The following is a 17,989-nucleotide window of genomic DNA, read 5'->3' on the forward strand; positions in this document are numbered from 1 at the left end:
TACTAAAGCACGCGATCGCGTTCCGATCGCCCTGGCTTATGCAGGTGCTGTATCAAATTCCAGGCATTCGGAAAGTGAGGTGAACTCAGGTCGCCGGCAGACCCAGGCAGTAAAAGCGGTGTAAGCCACCGACAAGCCTGTGATCAGAGCCATCGTTTGCTTCTTCTCTCGACTGTTTCTAGCAGCAGCACGCGCTTGGGATTCACCTTTGCGTCTGGCACTGTTCGAAAAGAGAGACGCGATCAGCATTCCAATCAACGCGTAGAACACTGTGATGAGAGTGAGCTTGGCAACAATAACTAGGGTGATACTCAGAGCTCCCTGGTTTGTCCGGAAGGTCGCGAATACAGCATATGCAATGGCCAAGATAATCCCGGTACCCAACGCTATCCCTGAGACCAAGCCAGGCATTTCAAGCCAGCGAAGGATCAGAGCCGCAACCGCTCCGATCGCGGGCAGCGCATTCGTGATCGCAGCATCGGTGTAGTCGGTGTAGATCGTGGCAGCCTCTGTGTGGTGTCTCCAGATCGCCAGGCAGGTGATCAAAGATCCTATCAAGAGCGTGTATTTCCATGTCGGGCCTGCCCAGAAGGCCTGCCACATGCGTAGCACTGCTGGTTTCCCAGCTACAGGCTGAGCAGGGCGCACTTGCTGTGCCGAAACCACATTGGCTGGGCTCTGAGAGGAGGGCGCCGGTTGCACACTTTGTGATTGTGTTTGAGCCACCTGGTGCGGCTGAGCAGATTGCTGTTTTTGTTGACGGAATTGTTCCTGAGCGATCCGGTACTGCTGATCTCTTTGTGAGTTGGCAAGATCCTCTGCCTGGCGCTGAGCTTCATACTCATCCTTGCGCAGCTTCTCTTCTGCAGCATATGCCTTACTTTTTTCAACGCGTGAATAACTATCCAGAAAGGTGACACGAGCTCCCAAGGTTTGATCGAGACACTTCTGGGTGGTGCACTGGTCTCGCACCGATAGCCATTCGCGTTGTGATTGCCGTAGCTCATCCGGGTGTTCCGTTTCAGCGAGGGCTTTTTGATAGGAGCGCGCCAGAATGCTGTCGACGCCACTCAGATAGCCGTCATTACAGATGCTGGATTCCGCAAAATTTGCGGCCTTAGAACAATCAAAGCTTGCTGCTATTGAGTTACAGGCCACTAATGCCAGCGTAAATGCGAGAGCGTTGCGAAACATCATCCGGTTCATCCCTAATTCCGTTATCCAGTGCCCAGCAGGGCATAGTGGTTATCGGCCGGGCATGTGAATACGTGAGGAGAACCTGCATGCTCGTGTGGACGCCTCAGTTGAAGTCTTGAGCAGCAACATTTTCTTCCCGGGGAATTTTTGTTGTCAGATGCCGACGTTGACAGGGCTGTACTACCAGCCCATCTTTCCTATAAGAACGTCACCCGTCGTGGAACATGGCCGGTCAAGAAGCGACCTATGTTGGCTGAATTGCTGCCTAAACCGGTGTACCGTCACTACCGACGTCATCTTGGAGTTTCACTTCAAATTGGCGTAGGGGCATCAGAGCAAGAGAACCACGAGATTATCGCGGCAGGATTCGCAGCCGAGAGATTCAAATTGCTTAGCGAATCTGGCGTGTACGACGCAGTCGCCCTTGAAAAGATTATGCCGGTTGGGACCCTTAACGCCCGATTGGCTCGCCGACAACGCTTAAATCTGGACGAGAGTGATCGGTTGTTCCGACTTGCACATGTGACAGCAATGGCAGAGGCGCTGTTCGGAGACGTCAAAAAAGCCCAGCGCTGGCTGAGCAAGCCTAAGCAACGTTTTGCCAAGGAACAGCCCCTCGCACTGTTATCCACTACCCAGGGCACTCGGATGGTCGAGAAACTGCTGATTCAGGTTTGCCGAGGGGATGGTCTTATAACGGGTGCACTGATCTTTGGTGGCAAGTCGATGAGCCACGCTACATCGGTTTTACAGAAACCAACTCTACAAGGCGGTAATTCTTCCTGGCCGCTTTGATCGCTTCCTGTTCTGCGAGACGCGTACTGAGCGTATCCTCCTCATGGACCATTGTGTGCTTCCTACCCTCAAACTCATTACCGACCCGCAGCGTGACCCTTAACACGGGGGGTGAACGCTTTCATCGATCTTCTTTTTCTCCGCAGCCTTCACTGGCTGGATGTTCGAGTTATCCGAAAGATTGTCATGTTCATGTAAGGCATGAGTCTGCGCAAGTGGCTGCACCGCCAAACAGCGCTCGGCGCATATCTGCTTCAGTGAGGTCGTGATTTTTGTATATAGCCTCGGCGTAGGTTTGAACTCGCCGCTAGTGCTTGGCTCGGCCGCAAATTGTCGTAATTCTCATCGGCTTCGGCACTGCCTTTTCAAAGGCACGTTTGCATTCACTCAAATAAAACTGTCAATGTTTGGAGGCGTTAAGAATCTGAGCCCGGATGCCTCTGTCAATCCTCCACTTTTGGCGTTCCTGATGCGTCAATATCAGGCGCAAACATTGACTGTCAATGAGCAGTTCACTGACTCAGTGGTAAAGCCCAATCTTGCTGGCCTACTGAAGTGTCAATGGTTAGAGACGTAGCTGATACGGGTGACTATTGGCCGGATGATCCATTGGTGGCCGAGGCGACGGCGCGGATCAAACCGCGCAAGTGACTATTGCGCGGCCGGTAGCAGGAACCGCGCAATCACCGGCAAATGGTTGGAAATACGCAACGTATCCTCCTGCCGCACCTTGGCCTCCACCCGTTTGATCCGCGGGCTGTAGAACAGGTAATCCAGCGTACGATCCGGGCCGTCCACGCTCGGGTCGTTGGGGAAGTGCGTCAGCCATTGCTCACGGTCAATCCCGCTGGATTGGCTGTTGCTCGGGATCATCGGGTATTTGTCCCACAGCAGATGCAGCTCGCTGTCCGGCGAATACTGCCCGCGTTTGGTGGCGTCCAGGCGCAGGAACTGGCCGAGGGGCAGCAGGTTGAAGTCCCCGCCGATCAGCCAGGGCGTGCCACGGCCTTCGAATTTATCCAGCAGTTTGACCGTGGTTTTGACCTGCTCCAGCACTGCGCTGCGGCCAGGAGCAACGCCGTCCAGGCGGGTGTTGAGCACCGCCAGTTGGCCACCGTCGCTCAGGGGCAGGTAGGTCAGGAGCAAGGCGGGCTTGGGCTGGAACTGGCGGCTAAGGATGTTGGCCTCGGGCGCTGGCAGTTGCAGGCGTTCGGCGTGTTCGATCTGGTAGCGGCTGAGGGTCGCCAGTTTGCGGCCGACGCTGCCGAAGATGTGCAGGTCTGGCACGAAGTCGGCTTTCCAGTCGAAGGCCTGGGCGCTGCACGGGTAGAGGTCGACCAGGCGCTCCTGCAAAAGGGCCAGTTGGTCCTGATAGTGGGAGGGCTTGGCGTTTTCGTCGAGTTCCTGCAGCAGGAGGATGTCGGGTTGTTCATCGCGAATCACCCGCGCCACTTCGTCGAGGCTGGCGGCCATGTCTTCCACGGTGGGGCGGTCGTCGGGGCCGCTGCCGTCGGCGGTGTCGTACCAGAACACATAATTCTTGCCGGCCAGGTATTGCACGTTCCAGGTCATGACCTTGAGCGCCTGCCCCGGCAACAGCGTGGGCGCGCGGGGTGCGACGCAGCTTACCGGCAGGGTTTCCTTGGCCTCAGGGCGCCAGGTCAGGCTGTAGATCAGGGCGGTGAGCAGGCCTGCGATGATCAGCAGGCCCAGCAAGGTGATGCGCAATAAACGGGTCATCGGCTCGGCTTATAGCGTTTCAGAGGTGGCACGGAGCATATCACCGCGCGTCGGCATCGCCACCGATCAGCATGAATAAACGGAACAGCACCACGCTGGTAAACAGCTGCAGGAAGCTGTGGGCGCTGTCCAGAAACAGCCCCAGCAGCGGCGCGGGCGTTGGATAGGCCGCGACGCTGGCGCCTTTGAGCAACCACAGCGGCGTCATCACGCACAGCAGGCACACCAGGATCAGCCAGAAATGCCCACGGCTCAGGCGGAAACTTTCCTTCATTGCCGCCAACGCCGGCATGCCGCGCAGCACCAGCAAGTACTCGGCAAACGCCAGCACCACCATCAGCCACAGCCCCGGCAGGAAATACAGCGACAGCCCCAACAGAATCAGCAGCGTGCTCATGGCCGTCAGCAGAGCGAAGCGCGGCCACAGCGTGAGGGCCATGGCCCACACATCTTTAGTGCGCGGCGATTCGCCACGGGTGCGAGCATCCAGAAACAGGATCAGCGCGCCGGTATACAGCGGGTACACCAGCAACCCCACCACCACGCTATAGCCGGGAAACGCATCCGGGCCGACGACGTGGTTGAGCACCTGTTGCAGCAGGGCTTCGAAAATCACCAACGGCAGACACAGCTGGACGATGGCGCCCAGGTTGCGTTGGGTGAAACGGAAGGAGTCGCGCAGCACGTCTAACGGATTCATCAAGTTCATCGCAGGCCTGAAAGCAAGGGCAACACTTTAACCGATCATCACCGCAGGTAAGCAAACGTAAACCTTGAGTAAAGACCATTGAAACAACTCGTAACACCCCCATAACTAGGACGGCGCCTGATTAAAGGCGAGACCACGATTTCTACCGGCAATCTAACGAGGTCGCCATGAACAGCGAAGAGCAAACCCTGATCGATGGACTGTTTTCACGGTTGCAACAAGCCGAAACGGACTCAGCCCCCCGCGACGCCCAGGCCGAAGCGCGGATCAAGGAGCACATGACGCGCCAACCGGCGGCCGGGTATTACATGACCCAGTCGATTTTGGTGCAGGAACATGCGCTCAAGAGCCTCGACGCGCAGAACAAGCAGCAGGCGCAACAGATCCAGCAATTGCAGGACGAGCTGCAGCGGGCTAAATCCGCGCAGCCTGCTCCGGCGAGCAGCGGTGGTTTCCTGTCGAGCATCTTTGGCAGTGGCGCTTCCCGTGATCAGCAGCCGGCTCAAAGTGCACCGCCGTCTTCCGGTGGCGGCTGGCGCGAACCGGCGCGGCCTGGGTTCAGCCAGCCTGCACCGCAGCAGAATTATCAGCAACCTGCTCCGGCCGCTCCGGTGGGCAGCGGCTTTCTCGGCGGCGCGATGAAAACCGCTGCCGGCGTGGCCGGTGGTGTGTTGCTGGCCGAAGGCATCAGCAGCCTGTTCAACCACAACTCGCAACAGCCGCAAGTCGTGGAAGAAATCATCCGTGAAGAGCCAGCGCCTGCCAGTGACAACGGCAACTGGGGCAACGACGACCAGAAGTACGCTGGCAATGACAGCTGGGGCAGCAACAACTCGGACAGCTTTGCCGACAGCGATTATTCCGACGACTCTTCTTCCTTCGGCGACGACGATTCCTTCGTCTGACCCACGCAGACCGGGGCGGCTAGTCGCCCCGGTCTGATTTTTCCCGGAAACCTTCTCGCGGCTGGCATACTGGCACCCTTTCCGGGCCCAGGCGCCTGGCTGTCATGAGGAAGTGCGGTGAAGAAAATTGCAGTGTTCGCCGATGTGCAAAACCTCTATTACACCGTCCGCCAGGCCTATGGTTGCCACTTCAACTACGCCGCGCTGTGGGCTGACATCAGCTCGCGCGGGCAGATCGTCGAGGCGTACGCGTATGCCATCGACCGTGGCGACAGCAAGCAGCAGCAATTCCAGCAGATCCTGCGCAACCTGGGCTTCACGGTAAAACTCAAGCCCTACATCCAGCGCAGCGACGGCTCGGCCAAAGGCGACTGGGACGTGGGTATCACCATCGACATCATGGACGCCGCCGACCACGTCGACGAAATCGTGCTGGCTTCCGGCGACGGTGATTTCGACATGCTGCTCGACCGGGTTATCCACAAGCATGGCGTCGAAGCCGTGGCTTATGGCGTACCAGGGCTGACGGCCAATTCATTGATACGCGCCGCCAGCCGTTATGTGCCGATCGAAGGCGCGTTGTTGCTCAAATAAATGCCAAGACGGAGTTGGAACAGGTTTGGAACGTATAGCGGTCATCGACTTTGAAACCACCGGCATCACCCCGAGCAGCCACTGCCGGGCCACGGAAATCGCGGTGGTCATCCTTGAGCGTGGCCAGATCGTGGACCGCTACCAGAGCCTGATGAAAACCGGCGTGCATGTGCCCGCGTTCATCGAACAACTCACCGGCATCAGCAACGCCATGCTGCGCAGCGCGCCGCCGGCGGAGCGGGTGATGAATGAGGTCAATGAGTTCGTCGGCGTCACACCGTTGCTGGCGCACAACGCCGCGTTCGACCAGAAGTTCTGGGACTTTGAGCTGGGTCTGATTCGCCGGACGCGCTTGCAGAAGTTCGCCTGCTCACTGCTACTGGCCCGCCGCCTCATGCCATCGGCGCCGAATCACAAGCTTGGCACGTTGAACGCCTTCGCTCAGCTGCCCCACACCGGCAAGGCCCACCGGGCGATGGCGGATGCGGAGATGGCCGCCAATCTCACGGCCCACCTGGCCCAGGAACTGCGCGGCACCCATGGCTTGCGTGAACTGTCCCACGACCTGCTGTGCACCTTGCAGAAAGTGCCGGCGGCGAAGATCAATGAGCATCTGAAGAAGCATCGCGGGTTCTAGAACCCCGTAAACAGAGCATCTGTGCCGAGCGGGCTTTCTGTGGCAAATGGGCTTTTTTGTGGCAAGCCCGCTCGCCACAAAGTTAGGCTATCGCGGCTGCACACACTCCAACGCCCGATCCACCACCCCCTTCGCCATCCCCACCAAATGCATCACCGCCCGCTGCTGCGCACTCAGCACCTCACCCGAATCCTGCACCGTCTCCACCGCGCAATGCAGCAAATCCGCCGCATGGGCGAGCGCGTCTTCGAAGCTCAGGTTGTCATTCAGAATGAAATTGGGTGCATCCGGGGCGCATGCTTTGAGGTAGTAGTCGATAGCTCGGCGGTTGAGCAGGGCGTCTTCGCTGAGGAATCGGGGTGGATCGGGGGTTACTTTGATCATGATGTAGCTTCTCCGTCAGGTAAGAAGCTGCAACCGTTCCGCTCGCACACGAATTAGGGTGGCAGCAGTACGCGGGTGTGCAAGACCGTGACGGTGTCCGGTAGATCCGAAGATCTCCCGCGTACAGCTGCCATAACGAACTAACGCCCTGAGTAAAAGCAGGCGTTGGGAGCTAAGGCTTTTGCGTATTACCGTCGTCGGACTTGCACGTCCGATCACCGAACATTCGATGACTGAGCGAGACTAGCTACCTGATCCGACGGAAACAAGGCCGTGGGATTCTCTCGGAAACGTCCTTCAAATGAAAGAGATGGGTCTTGCTGGCCATTGAAAACTTGGCTTTTGAAGGCAGGCTTCTGAATGGTCAGTAGGTCGAATCCTATCGCTGCCTAGGACCCTTCTGTTTTTCCGCTTCATCCGACTACCACCTCTTTTTGCGACCTACCATCCCGCTTGCCATTTACGTACAGGGGTTACAGGCATGCAGGAAAGCGATCTTCATACAGCAATCATGAGAAGTCAGCTCGAGCTCGGGTTAAATCGTGTTGATCTTGGCTCAACCTCTAGCCTGGCGTTTCACTTGGGTAACACGATGACAAGCTGTCCTGCGGTCATTGCACTACCGAACTCCCCAGGTATTAGCAGTGGCGGCAGTTATCACCTGCTTAAACCCATTCATGCCGATTCTATGGGGCCAAACACCACGGCCGAGGACCTCTGGAAATGCACTCAGGAGCACTATGGGTTGACGGCAGCAACATTTGTCACCGCGTCGGCAGGCATACCAATCAGCAAAATAGCCGTGGGTACTTGGGTTCACGTGGGTTCAAGCAAAACGACAAACCTGGCTAGCCTCATTGGCATGCGCTTTTTCCCTCGCACGCTGATCAGGCAGCCCACAATGGCTAGGATGGCTAAGGCAACGTTTGGCACAGTCCGGATATTTGGCATTATTGGGCGAGGCATTCCCTTCGTTGCTGCAGGACTGGCCGTTTTTGATTTAATCAGTATTGGTAAGTGTGCCTATGAGGCAAGAAATGGACGGTAATCTGAACAGGGCCGAGATCAGCGAAAAGGTGATTCAACTGTTCGTCGACATCATTGGCTTCATCGACCGAAGCCAGGTGACGGAACAAACGGATTTCATCCGCGACTTCAAGATCATTGATGACGACCTGACCTGCTTCGTCATGCAGATCAAATGGCAGTTCAATCTGCAAGCCACTCAGGCTGACTGGGATCACATCACCACGATCAAGCAGATTGTCGACTTAATTGCCCGGCAGTGAGAAATCTATGACTATCGCTTGTAGTCTCCTTTGGTGCGCGTCCTTGTCCTCCAAACGGCTTATCAGCGATAGTGATCGTAGGAGAAACCTCTCTTATAGAACTCGGAATCTCCTGTGGTTTACGGCGGATTGGTTTGTACCTTTATCCTCTCCTGTGATTTTTTGCGAACCGGCGCAGTTTCCTTCATTACGCTGTTGTTCTCTTCGGACTCAACGGTGTCGTACGAGCGAAGGAGGGGAGACGGATTTGATTGGGGGCTAGTTCTCTTTCTGCTTGATAATCGCCATCACTGACGCTGGCGATCCCGATCCGCCTTCAAGCGCCAATACACCGATTACCAGCGTCGTGCCTTTGGCCGGCAACTGATCCAAGTTAGTCAGGCACTCCAGCACAATTCCATTCCCTACCAACACCGCATGGTTTGTCGCGAACGTGCTGCTCTGTCCCCGATCAACCCCGTGAGTATCAATGCCCACCCCCGCAATCTGACGCTGTTCAAGCAAAAACCGAATCGCCGCCTCGCCAATTCCAGGGAAGTGCAAACCTTGCGCATCCTGCCCGAAGAACGCCGCCGGATCGTTCCAGAGATGCTGCCAGCCGGTGTACATCAGCACCATGCAGCCAGGCTTGATAAGCCCGTGCTGGCGCTCCCAGTCTTCAATGTCCCGCACACTGATTTCGTAGTCCGGATTGCAGCGGGCCCGCACATCAATCACCACCGCAGGCCGCACCAGGTCTTCCGGTTTATAACCATCAATGCCCATCCCATCGGCATAAAAGCTGTTCGGCGCATTCATATGGGTGGCGCTGTGTTCACCCATGCTGAAGCGACGCAGGAAGTAGCCGTCCTTTGCCAGCGAGGCGACGTCTTCAAGTTCCACCGGGGGATCGCCCGGCCACAGTGGAATTCGCGGGCTGATGGAATGACTGAGGCTGACAACCCTGTTGTGCTTAACCACCATTCTTGCCCTCCAACTGCCCCAACGGCACCCGTCGCTCTATCGCGCTCGACAAAATAATCGAAGTCTTGCTGAACCCGAACTTCGCCACGCGGTTGATCAAGCTCTCCAACTCCGGCATCGACCCCACCGCCGCCTGCATGATCACGCACGGATCGCCGGTCACCCGATGGCACTCCGTCAACTCCGGAATTTCCGCCAGCGCGTCATACACCTTCTGGCTGCCGTGATTGGTCAAGCGCAGCTCAATCACGCACTGAATCGGCAAGCCCACTTTGGACAGGTCCACCTTGGCCTGATACCCGGTGATCACGCCACTGGCCTCCAGTTTGGCCACGCGCTCGGCCACGGCGGGGGCGGAGAGGTTTACCGTGCGGGCCAGTTGCGCGTAGGACGCGCGGCCGTCTTCGAGCAGGGCGCTGAGGAGCATACGGTCGTATTTGTCCATGATAAGGCTCCGGTTGCGCGTGACTTTCGAAAGCACGGTTTATAGCCTTCACAACCATGCTTTGAAAAGTGTATTGGCGTTTTAAACAGGTTTTGTAACTTATGTTTAACGACCTGCCTTTTTAGAATAAGCCTCCCATCTCCTGCCATAGAGCCGCCCAATGCCTGGCCCACGTCGCTTTCCCTTACCGTTGATCGCCGCCTTTTTTGCGCTGTATGTGATCTGGGGTTCCACCTATCTGGTGATTCGCATCGGCGTGGAGTACTGGCCGCCGTTGCTGCTGGCGGGGATTCGGTTTTGCACGGCGGGGGCGTTGATGTATGGCTTCCTGCGCTGGCGCGGGGTGCCGGCACCGACGTGGCCGCAGTGGAAGGCGGCCGGGATGATCGGTCTTTTGCTGCTCACCGTGGGCAACGGCGGCGTCAGCGTGGCGGAACACATGGGCGTGTCGTCCGGCGTGGCGGCGTTGGCCGTGGCGACGGTGCCGTTGTTCACCTTGTTGTGTGGGTATTTCTGGGGCGCGCGCAACACTCGCTTGGAGTGGGCGGGGGTGATCCTGGGGATCATCGGCATCGCCATGCTCAATATGGGCAGCACGTTGCAGTCGAGCCCGATGGGCGCTGTGCTGCTGTTGGTGGCGGCGGCTTCCTGGGCGTTCGGTTCGGTGTGGAGCCGGCAATTGCCGTTGCCCCAAGGCGCCATGGCGAGTGCTGCGGAAATGCTGGTGGCGGGCGTCGCGCTATTGATCATCAGCGCGCTGTCCGGTGAGCGCCTGCAGGCCGTGCCACCGCTGGAAGGCTGGCTGGCCCTGGCCTACCTGACGGTGTTCGGCTCGATCATCGCCTTCAACGCCTACATGTACCTGCTCAAGCATGTGCGCCCGGCGGCGGCGACCAGCTATGCCTATGTGAACCCGGCGGTGGCGGTGTTGCTGGGGATTGTGTTCGTCGGTGAGACCATTGGCCTGGAAGAAGCCCTGGCCATGCTGGTGATTATCAGCGCCGTCCTGCTGATCAGCCTGCCCCAGTGGCGTAAGCCGAAGGCGGAAATAAGGTAAACTGCGGCGCATTGCGACCTTGCGCTGAATTTTTCCTACGGTAAACACATGACTTTCGCCACCCTTGGCCTGATCGAACCCTTGCTGCGCGCCCTTGAGACGCTTGGCTACCAGACCCCGACGCCGGTGCAGGCGCAAGCCATTCCGGCGGTGCTGGCCGGTCGCGACCTGATGGCTGCGGCCCAGACCGGCACCGGCAAGACCGCCGGTTTCGCCGTGCCGTTGTTGCAACTGCTGACGATGGAAGGGCCGAAAGTCGCCGCCAACTCGGCACGCGCGCTGATCCTGTGCCCGACCCGCGAGCTGGCCGAGCAGGTGCACGCCAGCGTTGCCGAGTACGCGCAAAACCTGCCGCTGACCACTTACGCGGTGTACGGCGGCGTGAGCATCAACCCGCAGATGATGAAGTTGCGCAAAGGCGTCGACATCCTGGTCGCCACCCCTGGCCGCCTGATCGACCTGTTCCGCCAGAACGCGCTGAAACTCAACCAGCTGCAAACCTTGGTGCTGGACGAAGCCGACCGCATGCTCGACCTGGGTTTCTCCGAAGAGCTGGCGAACATCTACCGCATGCTGCCGAAAAAGCGCCAGACCCTGCTGTTCTCCGCGACCTTCTCCGATGAGATCCGCACGCTGGCCGGGCAGATGCTCAATGACCCGCTGAGCATCGAAGTCAGCCCGCGCAACGTCGCTGCCAACACGGTCAAGCAGTGGATTGTGCCGGTGGACAAGAAGCGCAAGCCGGAGCTGTTTGTGCACCTGATGCGCAAAGGCCGCTGGAAGCAGGTGCTGGTGTTCGCCAAGACCCGCAATGGCGTGGATGCGCTGGTGGATAAGTTGCAGGGCCTGGGCATCAATGCCGACGGCATCCATGGCGACAAGCCGCAAGCCACGCGCCAGCGTGCGCTGGACCGTTTCAAGTCGAGTGACGTGCAGATCCTGGTGGCCACCGACGTGGCGGCCCGTGGCCTGGATATCGAAGACTTGCCGCTGGTGGTCAACTTCGACCTGCCGATCGTGGCCGAAGACTACATCCACCGTATCGGCCGTACCGGGCGTGCTGGCAACACCGGTGAGGCGATTTCCCTGGTGTGTGCCGATGAAGTGAACATGCTGTCGGCCATCGAAATGCTGACGCGTCAGACCTTGAGCCGCCACATGGAACAAGACTTCGAACCGGAACACCGCGTGCCGGACACCGATGCCAGCGGGCAGGTGGTGAAGAAGCCAAAGAAACCGAAAAAGCCTAAAACCTCGGGCGGTGGCGGTAAGCGCAACCTTGGTAAGTGGGTGGACAGCGGGGAAGTGGCGCCGTCGGAGCCTTCGATCAAACCGGTGCGCAAGGTGCCGGTGTTCAATACTGGGCCGCGTAAGAAGAAGTGATGTTGCGGGGCTGCTGATGGCCTCTTCGCAGGCAAGCCAGCTCCCACATTTGACCGAGTTCCAACATGGGAATGCAGTCAAATGTGGGAGCGGGCTTGCCCGCGAAGGCGGCTCTGAATTCACCGCAAATCTCAGCGATTAAGCCACTCCAACATTCCCCGCCCAGCCGCTCTGCCGCTGGCAAAGCACCCCGTCAGCAAATACCCGCCCGTAGGCGCTTCCCAGTCCAGCATCTCTCCCGCACAAAACACCCCCGGCAATTGCTGGAGCATCAAGCGCTCATCCAACGCCTCGAACGGCACGCCGCCCGCTGTGCTGATCGCCTCATCCATCGGCCGGGTCTTCACCAGCGTCAGCGGCAACGCCTTGATATCCACCGCCAACTGCGCCGGATCATTGAAGTGGTCAGACGGCGCCAACTCGCGCAGCAGTGCGGCTTTGACCCCATCCAAGCCCAACTGACTGTGCAGGTGTTTGCTCATCGAACGTGAGCCACGGGGTTTGGCCAAGGCGGCCTGAACCTTGTCCAGCGCCTTGCTCGGCAGCAGGTCGATGTGCACGGTGGCCGAGCCGTCGCGGTTGATCGCTTCGCGGATCGGCGCCGACAACGCGTAGATCAGGCTGCCTTCGATCCCGCTGGCGGTGATAACGCATTCACCCAGACGAGGCTTGTCGTCACCCAAACCCATCGCGACGTTTTTCAACGGCGCGCCAGCGAATTTGCTGACCATCAATTCGCTCCAGGCCGACACCTCAAAACCGCAGTTGCTCGGTTGCAGCGGGGCGTAAGGCACGCCTTTGTCCTCCAGCAACTTGAGCCAGGCGCCGTCAGACCCCAACCGTGACCAGCTGCCGCCGCCAAGGGCCAGCAGCACGGCGTCGCTGTGGACCGTTTTTTCGCCGTCGGGGCTGTGGATAAGTAAGTCGCCCTCGGCAGTCCAGCCCAGCCAGCGATGACGGGTGTGGATAACCACGCCTTGGTCGCGCAGGCGTTTGAGCCAGGCGCGCAACAGGGGCGCGGCTTTCATGTCGGTGGGAAACACGCGGCCGGAGGTGCCGACAAACGTCTCGATGCCCAAGCCATGAATCCATTCACACAACGCCTCGGACCCGAAACTACGTAGCAACGGCGCCATGTGCGGCGCGCGTTCGGCGTAGCGTGACAGGAATGCCGGATACGCTTCGGAGTGGGTGATGTTCATGCCGCCCACGCCGGCCAGCAGGAACTTGCGCCCCACTGAAGGCATGCCGTCGTACAGGTCCACCCGCACGCCCGCCTGGCTCAGGACTTCGGCGGCCATCAGGCCGGCAGGGCCACCGCCGATAATGGCAACGTGGGAAGGAGCAGTAGCGGACATCGGCAGGCCTGGTCAAAAACAAAGGGCGCCCATTGTAAGCAATGCTGCGAAATTGTGGTGAGTGGGGTTGTTGTGGCGAGCGGGCTTGCCCCGCGTTGGGCTGCGAAGCGGCCCCAAAAACGGCTACCGCATTTTTTCTGAGAAAATGCGGTGGCTCTATTAGGGCTGCTGCGCAGCCCAACGCGGGGCAAGCCCGCTCGCCACAACAAGCTGACCGGGCTTTAGGCAAAACCAGTGTTGGCGTACGGCGGGTATTCATCCTTGCGGTCGGCGTCGGTGATCGGGCCGCCGGTGAGACCATATTTATCCAGGGTCGGCACCAGGTTGCCAAAGAACGCGTCCTGTTGTTTTTCCCGTTTCACCACCTCGATGATCGGGAACACAAAGCTGGTCACGATGCCCACACCGGCTGCCGCCCAACCCAATACCCCGGCGAAGGTGCCGGCGATGGCCGCCGCGTCGGCAATGCCGAACAGGCCCGCGCCGCCTTCGATGATCGAGGCCACTGCCGCGCCGGTGCCCAAGGCGCCGCTGGTGAGGGAGAAGCCGGCGTTGAGTTTATCCCCGGCAAACGCGCTGTTGACCCCGCTGATCAGGCCGAACACACCGCCGATAAAGCTGCCGGTGCCGCCGACGATCTTGCCCAGGTTGCCCAGGCGGTTGAGGCCGTCGGTGTTCTGCACCATTTTGCCGGTGGGGAAGTCGCCGATCCCTTGGGGTTTGTTCGGGTCGATCGGCGTAGGTTTCCAGGTCATGCCGTAGCCGGCTTCCTTGGCGTATTTGGTGCCGCCTTCGGTGATCAGGCCGGCAAACTGCATGCCTGCCGCCACGCGCCCGGCGTTGTCTGCCGGGCTGTTGCCGCCCGTGGCCGAGCGCGCCGCCAGTACGCCGCCGGCCAGCAAGGCGCTGCCGATGTGCAACAGGCCCTGTTTGTACGAATCGCTGACGTTGAGCTTCAGCCCATCCACGGCCTTGGGCAGCACGTCGCTGATCTTCTCGCCCTGGCGGTTCACGTCCCACATCGAGCGGATCAACGAGATCACGTCCTGCGGCTTGATCTGCGCCCCCGTGGCGTCCTTGAACATCTCTGGGTCGTCGGCCATGGCTTTTTCGATGATGGCCGTGGTCTTGGCCTCGTCGAAGTTGCCATTGGCATCGCCGAACGCCCCCTTGAGCACGTCGTCGTTGGCGCCGTTGACCAGGGAGTCGGACACCGCCTGGTTAACGTATTGCTGCACCGTCGACGAGTCCTGGGCCGAGACCTTGTCACCGAGGAACTCCTTAAGCAACTCGGCATGGGCGGCGTACTGGCCGATGGCGGTCATCGGGTCGGCGTTCGGCTGGGCGAGAGCGTCTTGCAGGTCTTTGCCGTTGAGGATGTGGTCCTTGAAGAACTGCTCGATGTCCCCGGATTTTCCCGATTTTTCGGCGATGACACTGAGGTCCACATGCCCATCGCCGCCCAGGGCCAGGTCGGTGAGGGTGGCGTCGGTGCCGGCCAGGCTCAGGGCGTCCATGAGCGACAGCGGTTTGCCATCGGCGCCTTTGGTGTTCAGGGCGGTGTTGAGCACGTTGCCGCTGTTGATCTGGCCGTCTTGGTAGGCCTGCAGCTCATGCTTGATCGCCGGGTCGCTGTTGACGATATCGCGCATGCCGGACGCCTGGTTCTGCGCCAAGAAGGTCTTCACGTCCGGGTCGCTGGACAGCTGGCCGATGGCGGCGTCGAGCTGGTCGGTGACTTTGGATTTGGTCGGGTTGAGGTGGTATTCGGTGTCCGCCGTAATCCCCGCATACAGGTCGCCGTCGCCCACTTTGTCACTGGCGGCCATGCGCGCGCGGGCGTCGCTGATTTCCATCATCACGGCGGCTTTGGTCTTGCCGTCGTAGTTCTCCGGGTGTTCGAGCACGTCCTTGGTCAGCTTGGAGGTGTCGACATCGGCCACCGAGCTGCGCACCGCGGCGTTGCTGAGCATCATCAACACGCCGTGGTCGTCCTTGGGCGCCTGGTTTTCCAGCCAGGCGCCGAGGTTTTTCTGTTGGGTGATGCCGTCGGCCTTGGCGGTGGCGGGCAGGTCGCCGGCCATGTCGAGGGTGCGCAGCATGCCGGGGGTGGACCAATAGCCTGCGGCGCCGGTCAGCTCGGGGCTCAGGCCCGAGTCATCCTTGATCGCCTTGAGGTTGGCGGTGTTCAGGCTGCCATTGTTGGCGCGCTGGTTGGGCCCCTGCATTTCCGGACCGGCGCTGCTCACCAGGGAAATATTGGCCATGACGATGGCGGCGGACTTGGCGTTTTCCTTGGCCAAGCCGGTGGCGTCGGGGTTCTTGCTGAGGAAGGTGCTGTAGGACTTCGAAGCGGCCGACAGATCCTTGTTCGATTGGCTGATGAACTTATCCACATCCGCGTGGGTAATCACCCCATCGCTTTTGCCCAGGCCGCCGCTGTCGAGGGCGTTCATCAGGCTCGGGCTGCCGGCCAGGTACTTGAGGCAAGCCTGGGCTTCGGGTGGCAGGTCGGTGGGCGGGTTGGAGAAGTCGATGGGGCGGTCGTGCAGGCCCCATTTGTCCCAGTTGTCGCTGAGCATTTTCGACGCGGCGCGCGGGCGGTCGAGGTCGCGTTCTTCCTGGGTCGGTGTGCCGCTGGTGTTGCCGACGATCTTGTCCCAGTCCTTGGCGCTGGCGTACTTGGAGTTGTCGATCCAGTTGGTATCCACGGCGCCGTCGACGCCAAAGATGCCGTTGGACTCCTTGACCACCGAGGCGTACAGGTCGGGGCTGATGGCCTGGGACACGATGATCTTGTCGCCGGAAGCGGTCTCGTAGCGGATCAGCCCGTGGCCGAGTTCTTCCGGCGTGCCCACCAGGCTCACGCTGCCCGCCTCATTGGCACCGGCCAGGCGATACCCTTCGTTTTTGCTGTCGTTGATCAGGCCCCAGGTTTCGCCGTCGGACTTAACCTTTTCGTACAGGTCGCTGTTGGTTTCCTTACTGACGATGACCTTGTCGCCTGACAGGGTTTCGTAACGGATCATGCCCGGCCCCACTTCATCGGCCGGGCCGATGCCCTTGTAGGTGTCCAGGCCCGGCGCGGTGTCGCCGGCCTGGGCGATGCGGTAGCCGTCGGCCTTGCTCTTGTTCAGCGCGTCCACGGCGTCGACTTTGCCAGCCATGCCGTCGAACAGGTACGGGGTCATCTGCTTGATAATGATGATGTCGCGGCCGTCGCGGGTTTTCAGCTCCAGGACGTTGTCGGAGATCTTGGTGATGCTGGCGATGTTGGCCAGAGGCACACCGGTGTTGCTGATGTCGGCCAGGTTCGGGTCGTTGAGGCGCTTGATCGCTTCCTGATCACCGGTGGCTTTGACGTCGGCGATCTTTTTGTCCTTGGTGTTATCGGTTACCCCGGTGCCGTCGGTGAAGAACGGCTTGTCGTTGCTGGCCAGCACCTTGAAGTTGCCGGGGTGGGCGGCTTCCTTGAAGCCGGAGAGGGCGCGGGACATCGCCACGTCGAAGGTGGCGGCGACTTTCTTCAGGGCGTCGTCATTGCCGGGCGTCGCGCTACTGCCGATCTTGTAAGTTGCCATCGCTGGGTACTCTGAAAGCGGGAGAGGCCTTCAGGTTGACGACGGCGTGCGGCAGTTTTGTTGCAAAACGGCCGCCAGAGCCAAGTTCCACAACGTTTCACGGCTGTGGAAAAGTGTCTGGTCAAAAAACGTACAGTTTCTTACAGGCTATACGGCTACTGGCTTTCAGGCCGTTACGCTCAAGTTATCCACAGGTGGTTCCACAGGGATTGTGGGTAACGCCCACATTTCAGTGACAACCTGATGACGTCCACACCCGTTGCGCGCTGTGATGCAGGATGCCGTGGCGGCGGGCGAGGGCCGGGCGGTCCTTGCTGTAGCCGCCGCCGATCACGCCCATCACCGGGATATCGCGGCCCAGGCAGTGGCGCATCACGCTTTCATCACGGGCGGCGACGCCCTGGTCTGTCAGTTTGAGGTAACCGAGGGCGTCGTCCTTGTGCACATCGACGCCAGCGTCGTATAGCACCAGGTCGGGTTGGTAGAGCGGCAGCAAGTAGTTGAGCGCGTCGTCCACCACCTTGAGGTAGTCGTCATCACCCATGCCCATGGGCAACGGGATGTCCCAGTCGCTCTGGGCCTTGCGCGCGGGGAAGTTCTTTTCGCAGTGCAGCGACACGGTGATGGCGTCCGGTGTGTCGTGGAGGATGCGCGCGGTGCCGTCGCCCTGGTGCACGTCGCAATCGAAGATCAGCACGCGATTGACCCGGCCGCTGGCCAGCAGGTAATGGCTGATCACCGCCAGGTCATTGAAGATGCAGTCAGCATGACCATTTTTTGGATGTAAATTTATCTGGTAAATAGTTAATGAAAACAGAGAGTTATTGTTATTTTTTGCGCAAAAGTAAATTGTAATCTAAAGTTGATTATTGTTTACCTGTTGGGTGTGTAAACAATGAATCCTGGCGGCGGCAAAATCTGAGTGCAACACCTGACCTTTCCGGTACGGTGC

General features: G+C 59.5%; 16 protein-coding genes and 1 pseudogene. 8 read left to right on the forward strand and 9 right to left on the reverse strand.

Translation table 11 applies throughout. The features are described from left to right. Positions 1 to 36: 36 nt before the first annotated feature. On the reverse strand, positions 37 to 1,206 hold the full coding sequence (locus H096_RS02000) for a lysozyme inhibitor LprI family protein (RefSeq protein WP_173647482.1): 1,170 nt from the start codon (positions 1,204 to 1,206) through the stop codon (positions 37 to 39). 237 nt (positions 1,207 to 1,443) lie between these two features. Here H096_RS02000 and H096_RS02005 point away from each other — a divergent pair, with 237 nt between their 5' ends. Beyond that, positions 1,444 to 1,992: an antitoxin Xre/MbcA/ParS toxin-binding domain-containing protein gene (locus H096_RS02005; RefSeq protein WP_017849609.1), complete on the forward strand. Its 549-nt coding sequence runs from the start codon at positions 1,444 to 1,446 to the stop codon at positions 1,990 to 1,992. 651 nt (positions 1,993 to 2,643) lie between these two features. Here H096_RS02005 and H096_RS02010 read toward each other — a convergent pair. Then, positions 2,644 to 3,732, reverse strand: coding sequence for an endonuclease/exonuclease/phosphatase family protein (locus H096_RS02010; protein WP_033896497.1), 1,089 nt, complete (start codon positions 3,730 to 3,732; stop codon positions 2,644 to 2,646). Positions 3,733 to 3,772: 40 nt separating this feature from the next. Beyond that, positions 3,773 to 4,432: a YciC family protein gene (locus tag H096_RS02015; RefSeq protein WP_033896516.1), complete on the reverse strand. Its 660-nt coding sequence runs from the start codon at positions 4,430 to 4,432 to the stop codon at positions 3,773 to 3,775. Positions 4,433 to 4,608: 176 nt separating this feature from the next. Between H096_RS02015 and H096_RS02020 the strand changes: the two genes are divergently transcribed. The 3 genes from H096_RS02020 to H096_RS02030 all read left to right on the forward strand — a co-directional run bounded on the left by H096_RS02020 (position 4,609) and on the right by H096_RS02030 (position 6,577). Continuing rightward, positions 4,609 to 5,346 carry a DUF2076 domain-containing protein gene (locus tag H096_RS02020; protein ID WP_033896499.1) on the forward strand — a complete coding sequence of 246 codons (738 nt, stop codon included), beginning with the start codon at positions 4,609 to 4,611 and terminating at the stop codon, positions 5,344 to 5,346. Between the two features lie 117 nt (positions 5,347 to 5,463). Then, on the forward strand, positions 5,464 to 5,940 hold the full coding sequence (locus H096_RS02025; protein WP_033896500.1) for an NYN domain-containing protein: 477 nt from the start codon (positions 5,464 to 5,466) through the stop codon (positions 5,938 to 5,940). A gap of 25 nt (positions 5,941 to 5,965) precedes the next feature. Then, on the forward strand, positions 5,966 to 6,577 hold the full coding sequence (locus H096_RS02030; protein ID WP_033896501.1) for a 3'-5' exonuclease: 612 nt from the start codon (positions 5,966 to 5,968) through the stop codon (positions 6,575 to 6,577). A gap of 87 nt (positions 6,578 to 6,664) precedes the next feature. On the opposite strand, the gene H096_RS02035 is transcribed toward H096_RS02030, so the two are convergent. Next, a complete protein-coding gene (locus tag H096_RS02035; protein ID WP_033896502.1) occupies positions 6,665 to 6,961 on the reverse strand; it encodes a DUF3077 domain-containing protein in 297 nt (98 codons plus the stop codon). A gap of 481 nt (positions 6,962 to 7,442) precedes the next feature. Here H096_RS02035 and H096_RS02040 point away from each other — a divergent pair, with 481 nt between their 5' ends. Together H096_RS02040 and H096_RS02045 are read left to right on the forward strand one after the other, a co-directional pair. Further along, positions 7,443 to 8,009, forward strand: coding sequence for a hypothetical protein (locus H096_RS02040; protein WP_033896503.1), 567 nt, complete (start codon positions 7,443 to 7,445; stop codon positions 8,007 to 8,009). Then, a complete protein-coding gene (locus tag H096_RS02045; protein WP_033896504.1) occupies positions 7,999 to 8,250 on the forward strand; it encodes an acyl carrier protein in 252 nt (83 codons plus the stop codon). The genes H096_RS02040 and H096_RS02045 overlap by 11 nt, the downstream gene beginning before the upstream one ends. Positions 8,251 to 8,508: 258 nt before the next feature. Here H096_RS02045 and H096_RS02050 read toward each other — a convergent pair whose 3' ends face one another. Together H096_RS02050 and H096_RS02055 are read right to left on the reverse strand one after the other, a co-directional pair. Beyond that, positions 8,509 to 9,213, reverse strand: a complete 705-nt coding sequence (locus tag H096_RS02050; protein ID WP_033896505.1) for a cyclase family protein — start codon at positions 9,211 to 9,213, stop codon at positions 8,509 to 8,511. Further along, positions 9,203 to 9,658 carry an Lrp/AsnC family transcriptional regulator gene (locus H096_RS02055; RefSeq protein ID WP_033896506.1) on the reverse strand — a complete coding sequence of 152 codons (456 nt, stop codon included), beginning with the start codon at positions 9,656 to 9,658 and terminating at the stop codon, positions 9,203 to 9,205. Before H096_RS02055 ends, H096_RS02050 begins: the two co-directional genes overlap by 11 nt. Positions 9,659 to 9,818: 160 nt before the next feature. Here H096_RS02055 and yedA point away from each other — a divergent pair, with 160 nt between their 5' ends. Then, positions 9,819 to 10,715 carry a drug/metabolite exporter YedA gene (yedA, locus tag H096_RS02060; protein WP_033896507.1) on the forward strand — a complete coding sequence of 299 codons (897 nt, stop codon included), beginning with the start codon at positions 9,819 to 9,821 and terminating at the stop codon, positions 10,713 to 10,715. 48 nt (positions 10,716 to 10,763) lie between these two features. Further along, positions 10,764 to 12,098: a DEAD/DEAH box helicase gene (locus H096_RS02065; protein WP_033896509.1), complete on the forward strand. Its 1,335-nt coding sequence runs from the start codon at positions 10,764 to 10,766 to the stop codon at positions 12,096 to 12,098. 131 nt (positions 12,099 to 12,229) lie between these two features. On the opposite strand, the gene H096_RS02070 is transcribed toward H096_RS02065, so the two are convergent. From H096_RS02070 to H096_RS02080, 3 genes and pseudogenes are all read right to left on the reverse strand, one after another. After that, complete coding sequence (locus H096_RS02070) at positions 12,230 to 13,456, reverse strand: TIGR03862 family flavoprotein (protein WP_033896510.1); 1,227 nt, start codon at positions 13,454 to 13,456, stop codon at positions 12,230 to 12,232. Between the two features lie 221 nt (positions 13,457 to 13,677). Next, on the reverse strand, positions 13,678 to 17,037 hold the full coding sequence (locus H096_RS02075) for a type III effector HrpK domain-containing protein (RefSeq protein WP_033896511.1): 3,360 nt from the start codon (positions 17,035 to 17,037) through the stop codon (positions 13,678 to 13,680). 229 nt (positions 17,038 to 17,266) lie between these two features. Further along, positions 17,267 to 17,797 (reverse strand): annotated as a pseudogene (locus H096_RS02080) (histone deacetylase); the annotation flags it as partial. Positions 17,798 to 17,989: the final 192 nt, after the last annotated feature.

This window comes from Pseudomonas sp. FH1, from assembly GCF_000510895.2.
Classification (GTDB): domain Bacteria; phylum Pseudomonadota; class Gammaproteobacteria; order Pseudomonadales; family Pseudomonadaceae; genus Aquipseudomonas; species Aquipseudomonas azotoformans_A.

What these genes read in the sequence shown, in the direction of transcription:
- H096_RS02040 (WP_033896503.1), top strand. Translation starts at nt 7,443, where the DNA reads ATGCAGGAAAGCGATCTTCATACAGCAATCATGAGAAGTCAGCTCGAG.
- H096_RS02070 (WP_033896510.1), bottom strand. Translation starts at nt 13,456, where the DNA reads ATGTCCGCTACTGCTCCTTCCCACGTTGCCATTATCGGCGGTGGCCCT.
- H096_RS02050 (WP_033896505.1), bottom strand. Translation starts at nt 9,213, where the DNA reads ATGGTGGTTAAGCACAACAGGGTTGTCAGCCTCAGTCATTCCATCAGC.
- H096_RS02000 (WP_173647482.1), bottom strand. Translation starts at nt 1,206, where the DNA reads ATGAACCGGATGATGTTTCGCAACGCTCTCGCATTTACGCTGGCATTA.
- H096_RS02005 (WP_017849609.1), top strand. Translation starts at nt 1,444, where the DNA reads ATGTTGGCTGAATTGCTGCCTAAACCGGTGTACCGTCACTACCGACGT.
- H096_RS02010 (WP_033896497.1), bottom strand. Translation starts at nt 3,732, where the DNA reads ATGACCCGTTTATTGCGCATCACCTTGCTGGGCCTGCTGATCATCGCA.
- H096_RS02055 (WP_033896506.1), bottom strand. Translation starts at nt 9,658, where the DNA reads ATGGACAAATACGACCGTATGCTCCTCAGCGCCCTGCTCGAAGACGGC.
- H096_RS02035 (WP_033896502.1), bottom strand. Translation starts at nt 6,961, where the DNA reads ATGATCAAAGTAACCCCCGATCCACCCCGATTCCTCAGCGAAGACGCC.
- H096_RS02045 (WP_033896504.1), top strand. Translation starts at nt 7,999, where the DNA reads ATGGACGGTAATCTGAACAGGGCCGAGATCAGCGAAAAGGTGATTCAA.
- H096_RS02075 (WP_033896511.1), bottom strand. Translation starts at nt 17,037, where the DNA reads ATGGCAACTTACAAGATCGGCAGTAGCGCGACGCCCGGCAATGACGAC.
- H096_RS02020 (WP_033896499.1), top strand. Translation starts at nt 4,609, where the DNA reads ATGAACAGCGAAGAGCAAACCCTGATCGATGGACTGTTTTCACGGTTG.
- H096_RS02015 (WP_033896516.1), bottom strand. Translation starts at nt 4,432, where the DNA reads ATGAATCCGTTAGACGTGCTGCGCGACTCCTTCCGTTTCACCCAACGC.
- H096_RS02065 (WP_033896509.1), top strand. Translation starts at nt 10,764, where the DNA reads ATGACTTTCGCCACCCTTGGCCTGATCGAACCCTTGCTGCGCGCCCTT.
- yedA (WP_033896507.1), top strand. Translation starts at nt 9,819, where the DNA reads ATGCCTGGCCCACGTCGCTTTCCCTTACCGTTGATCGCCGCCTTTTTT.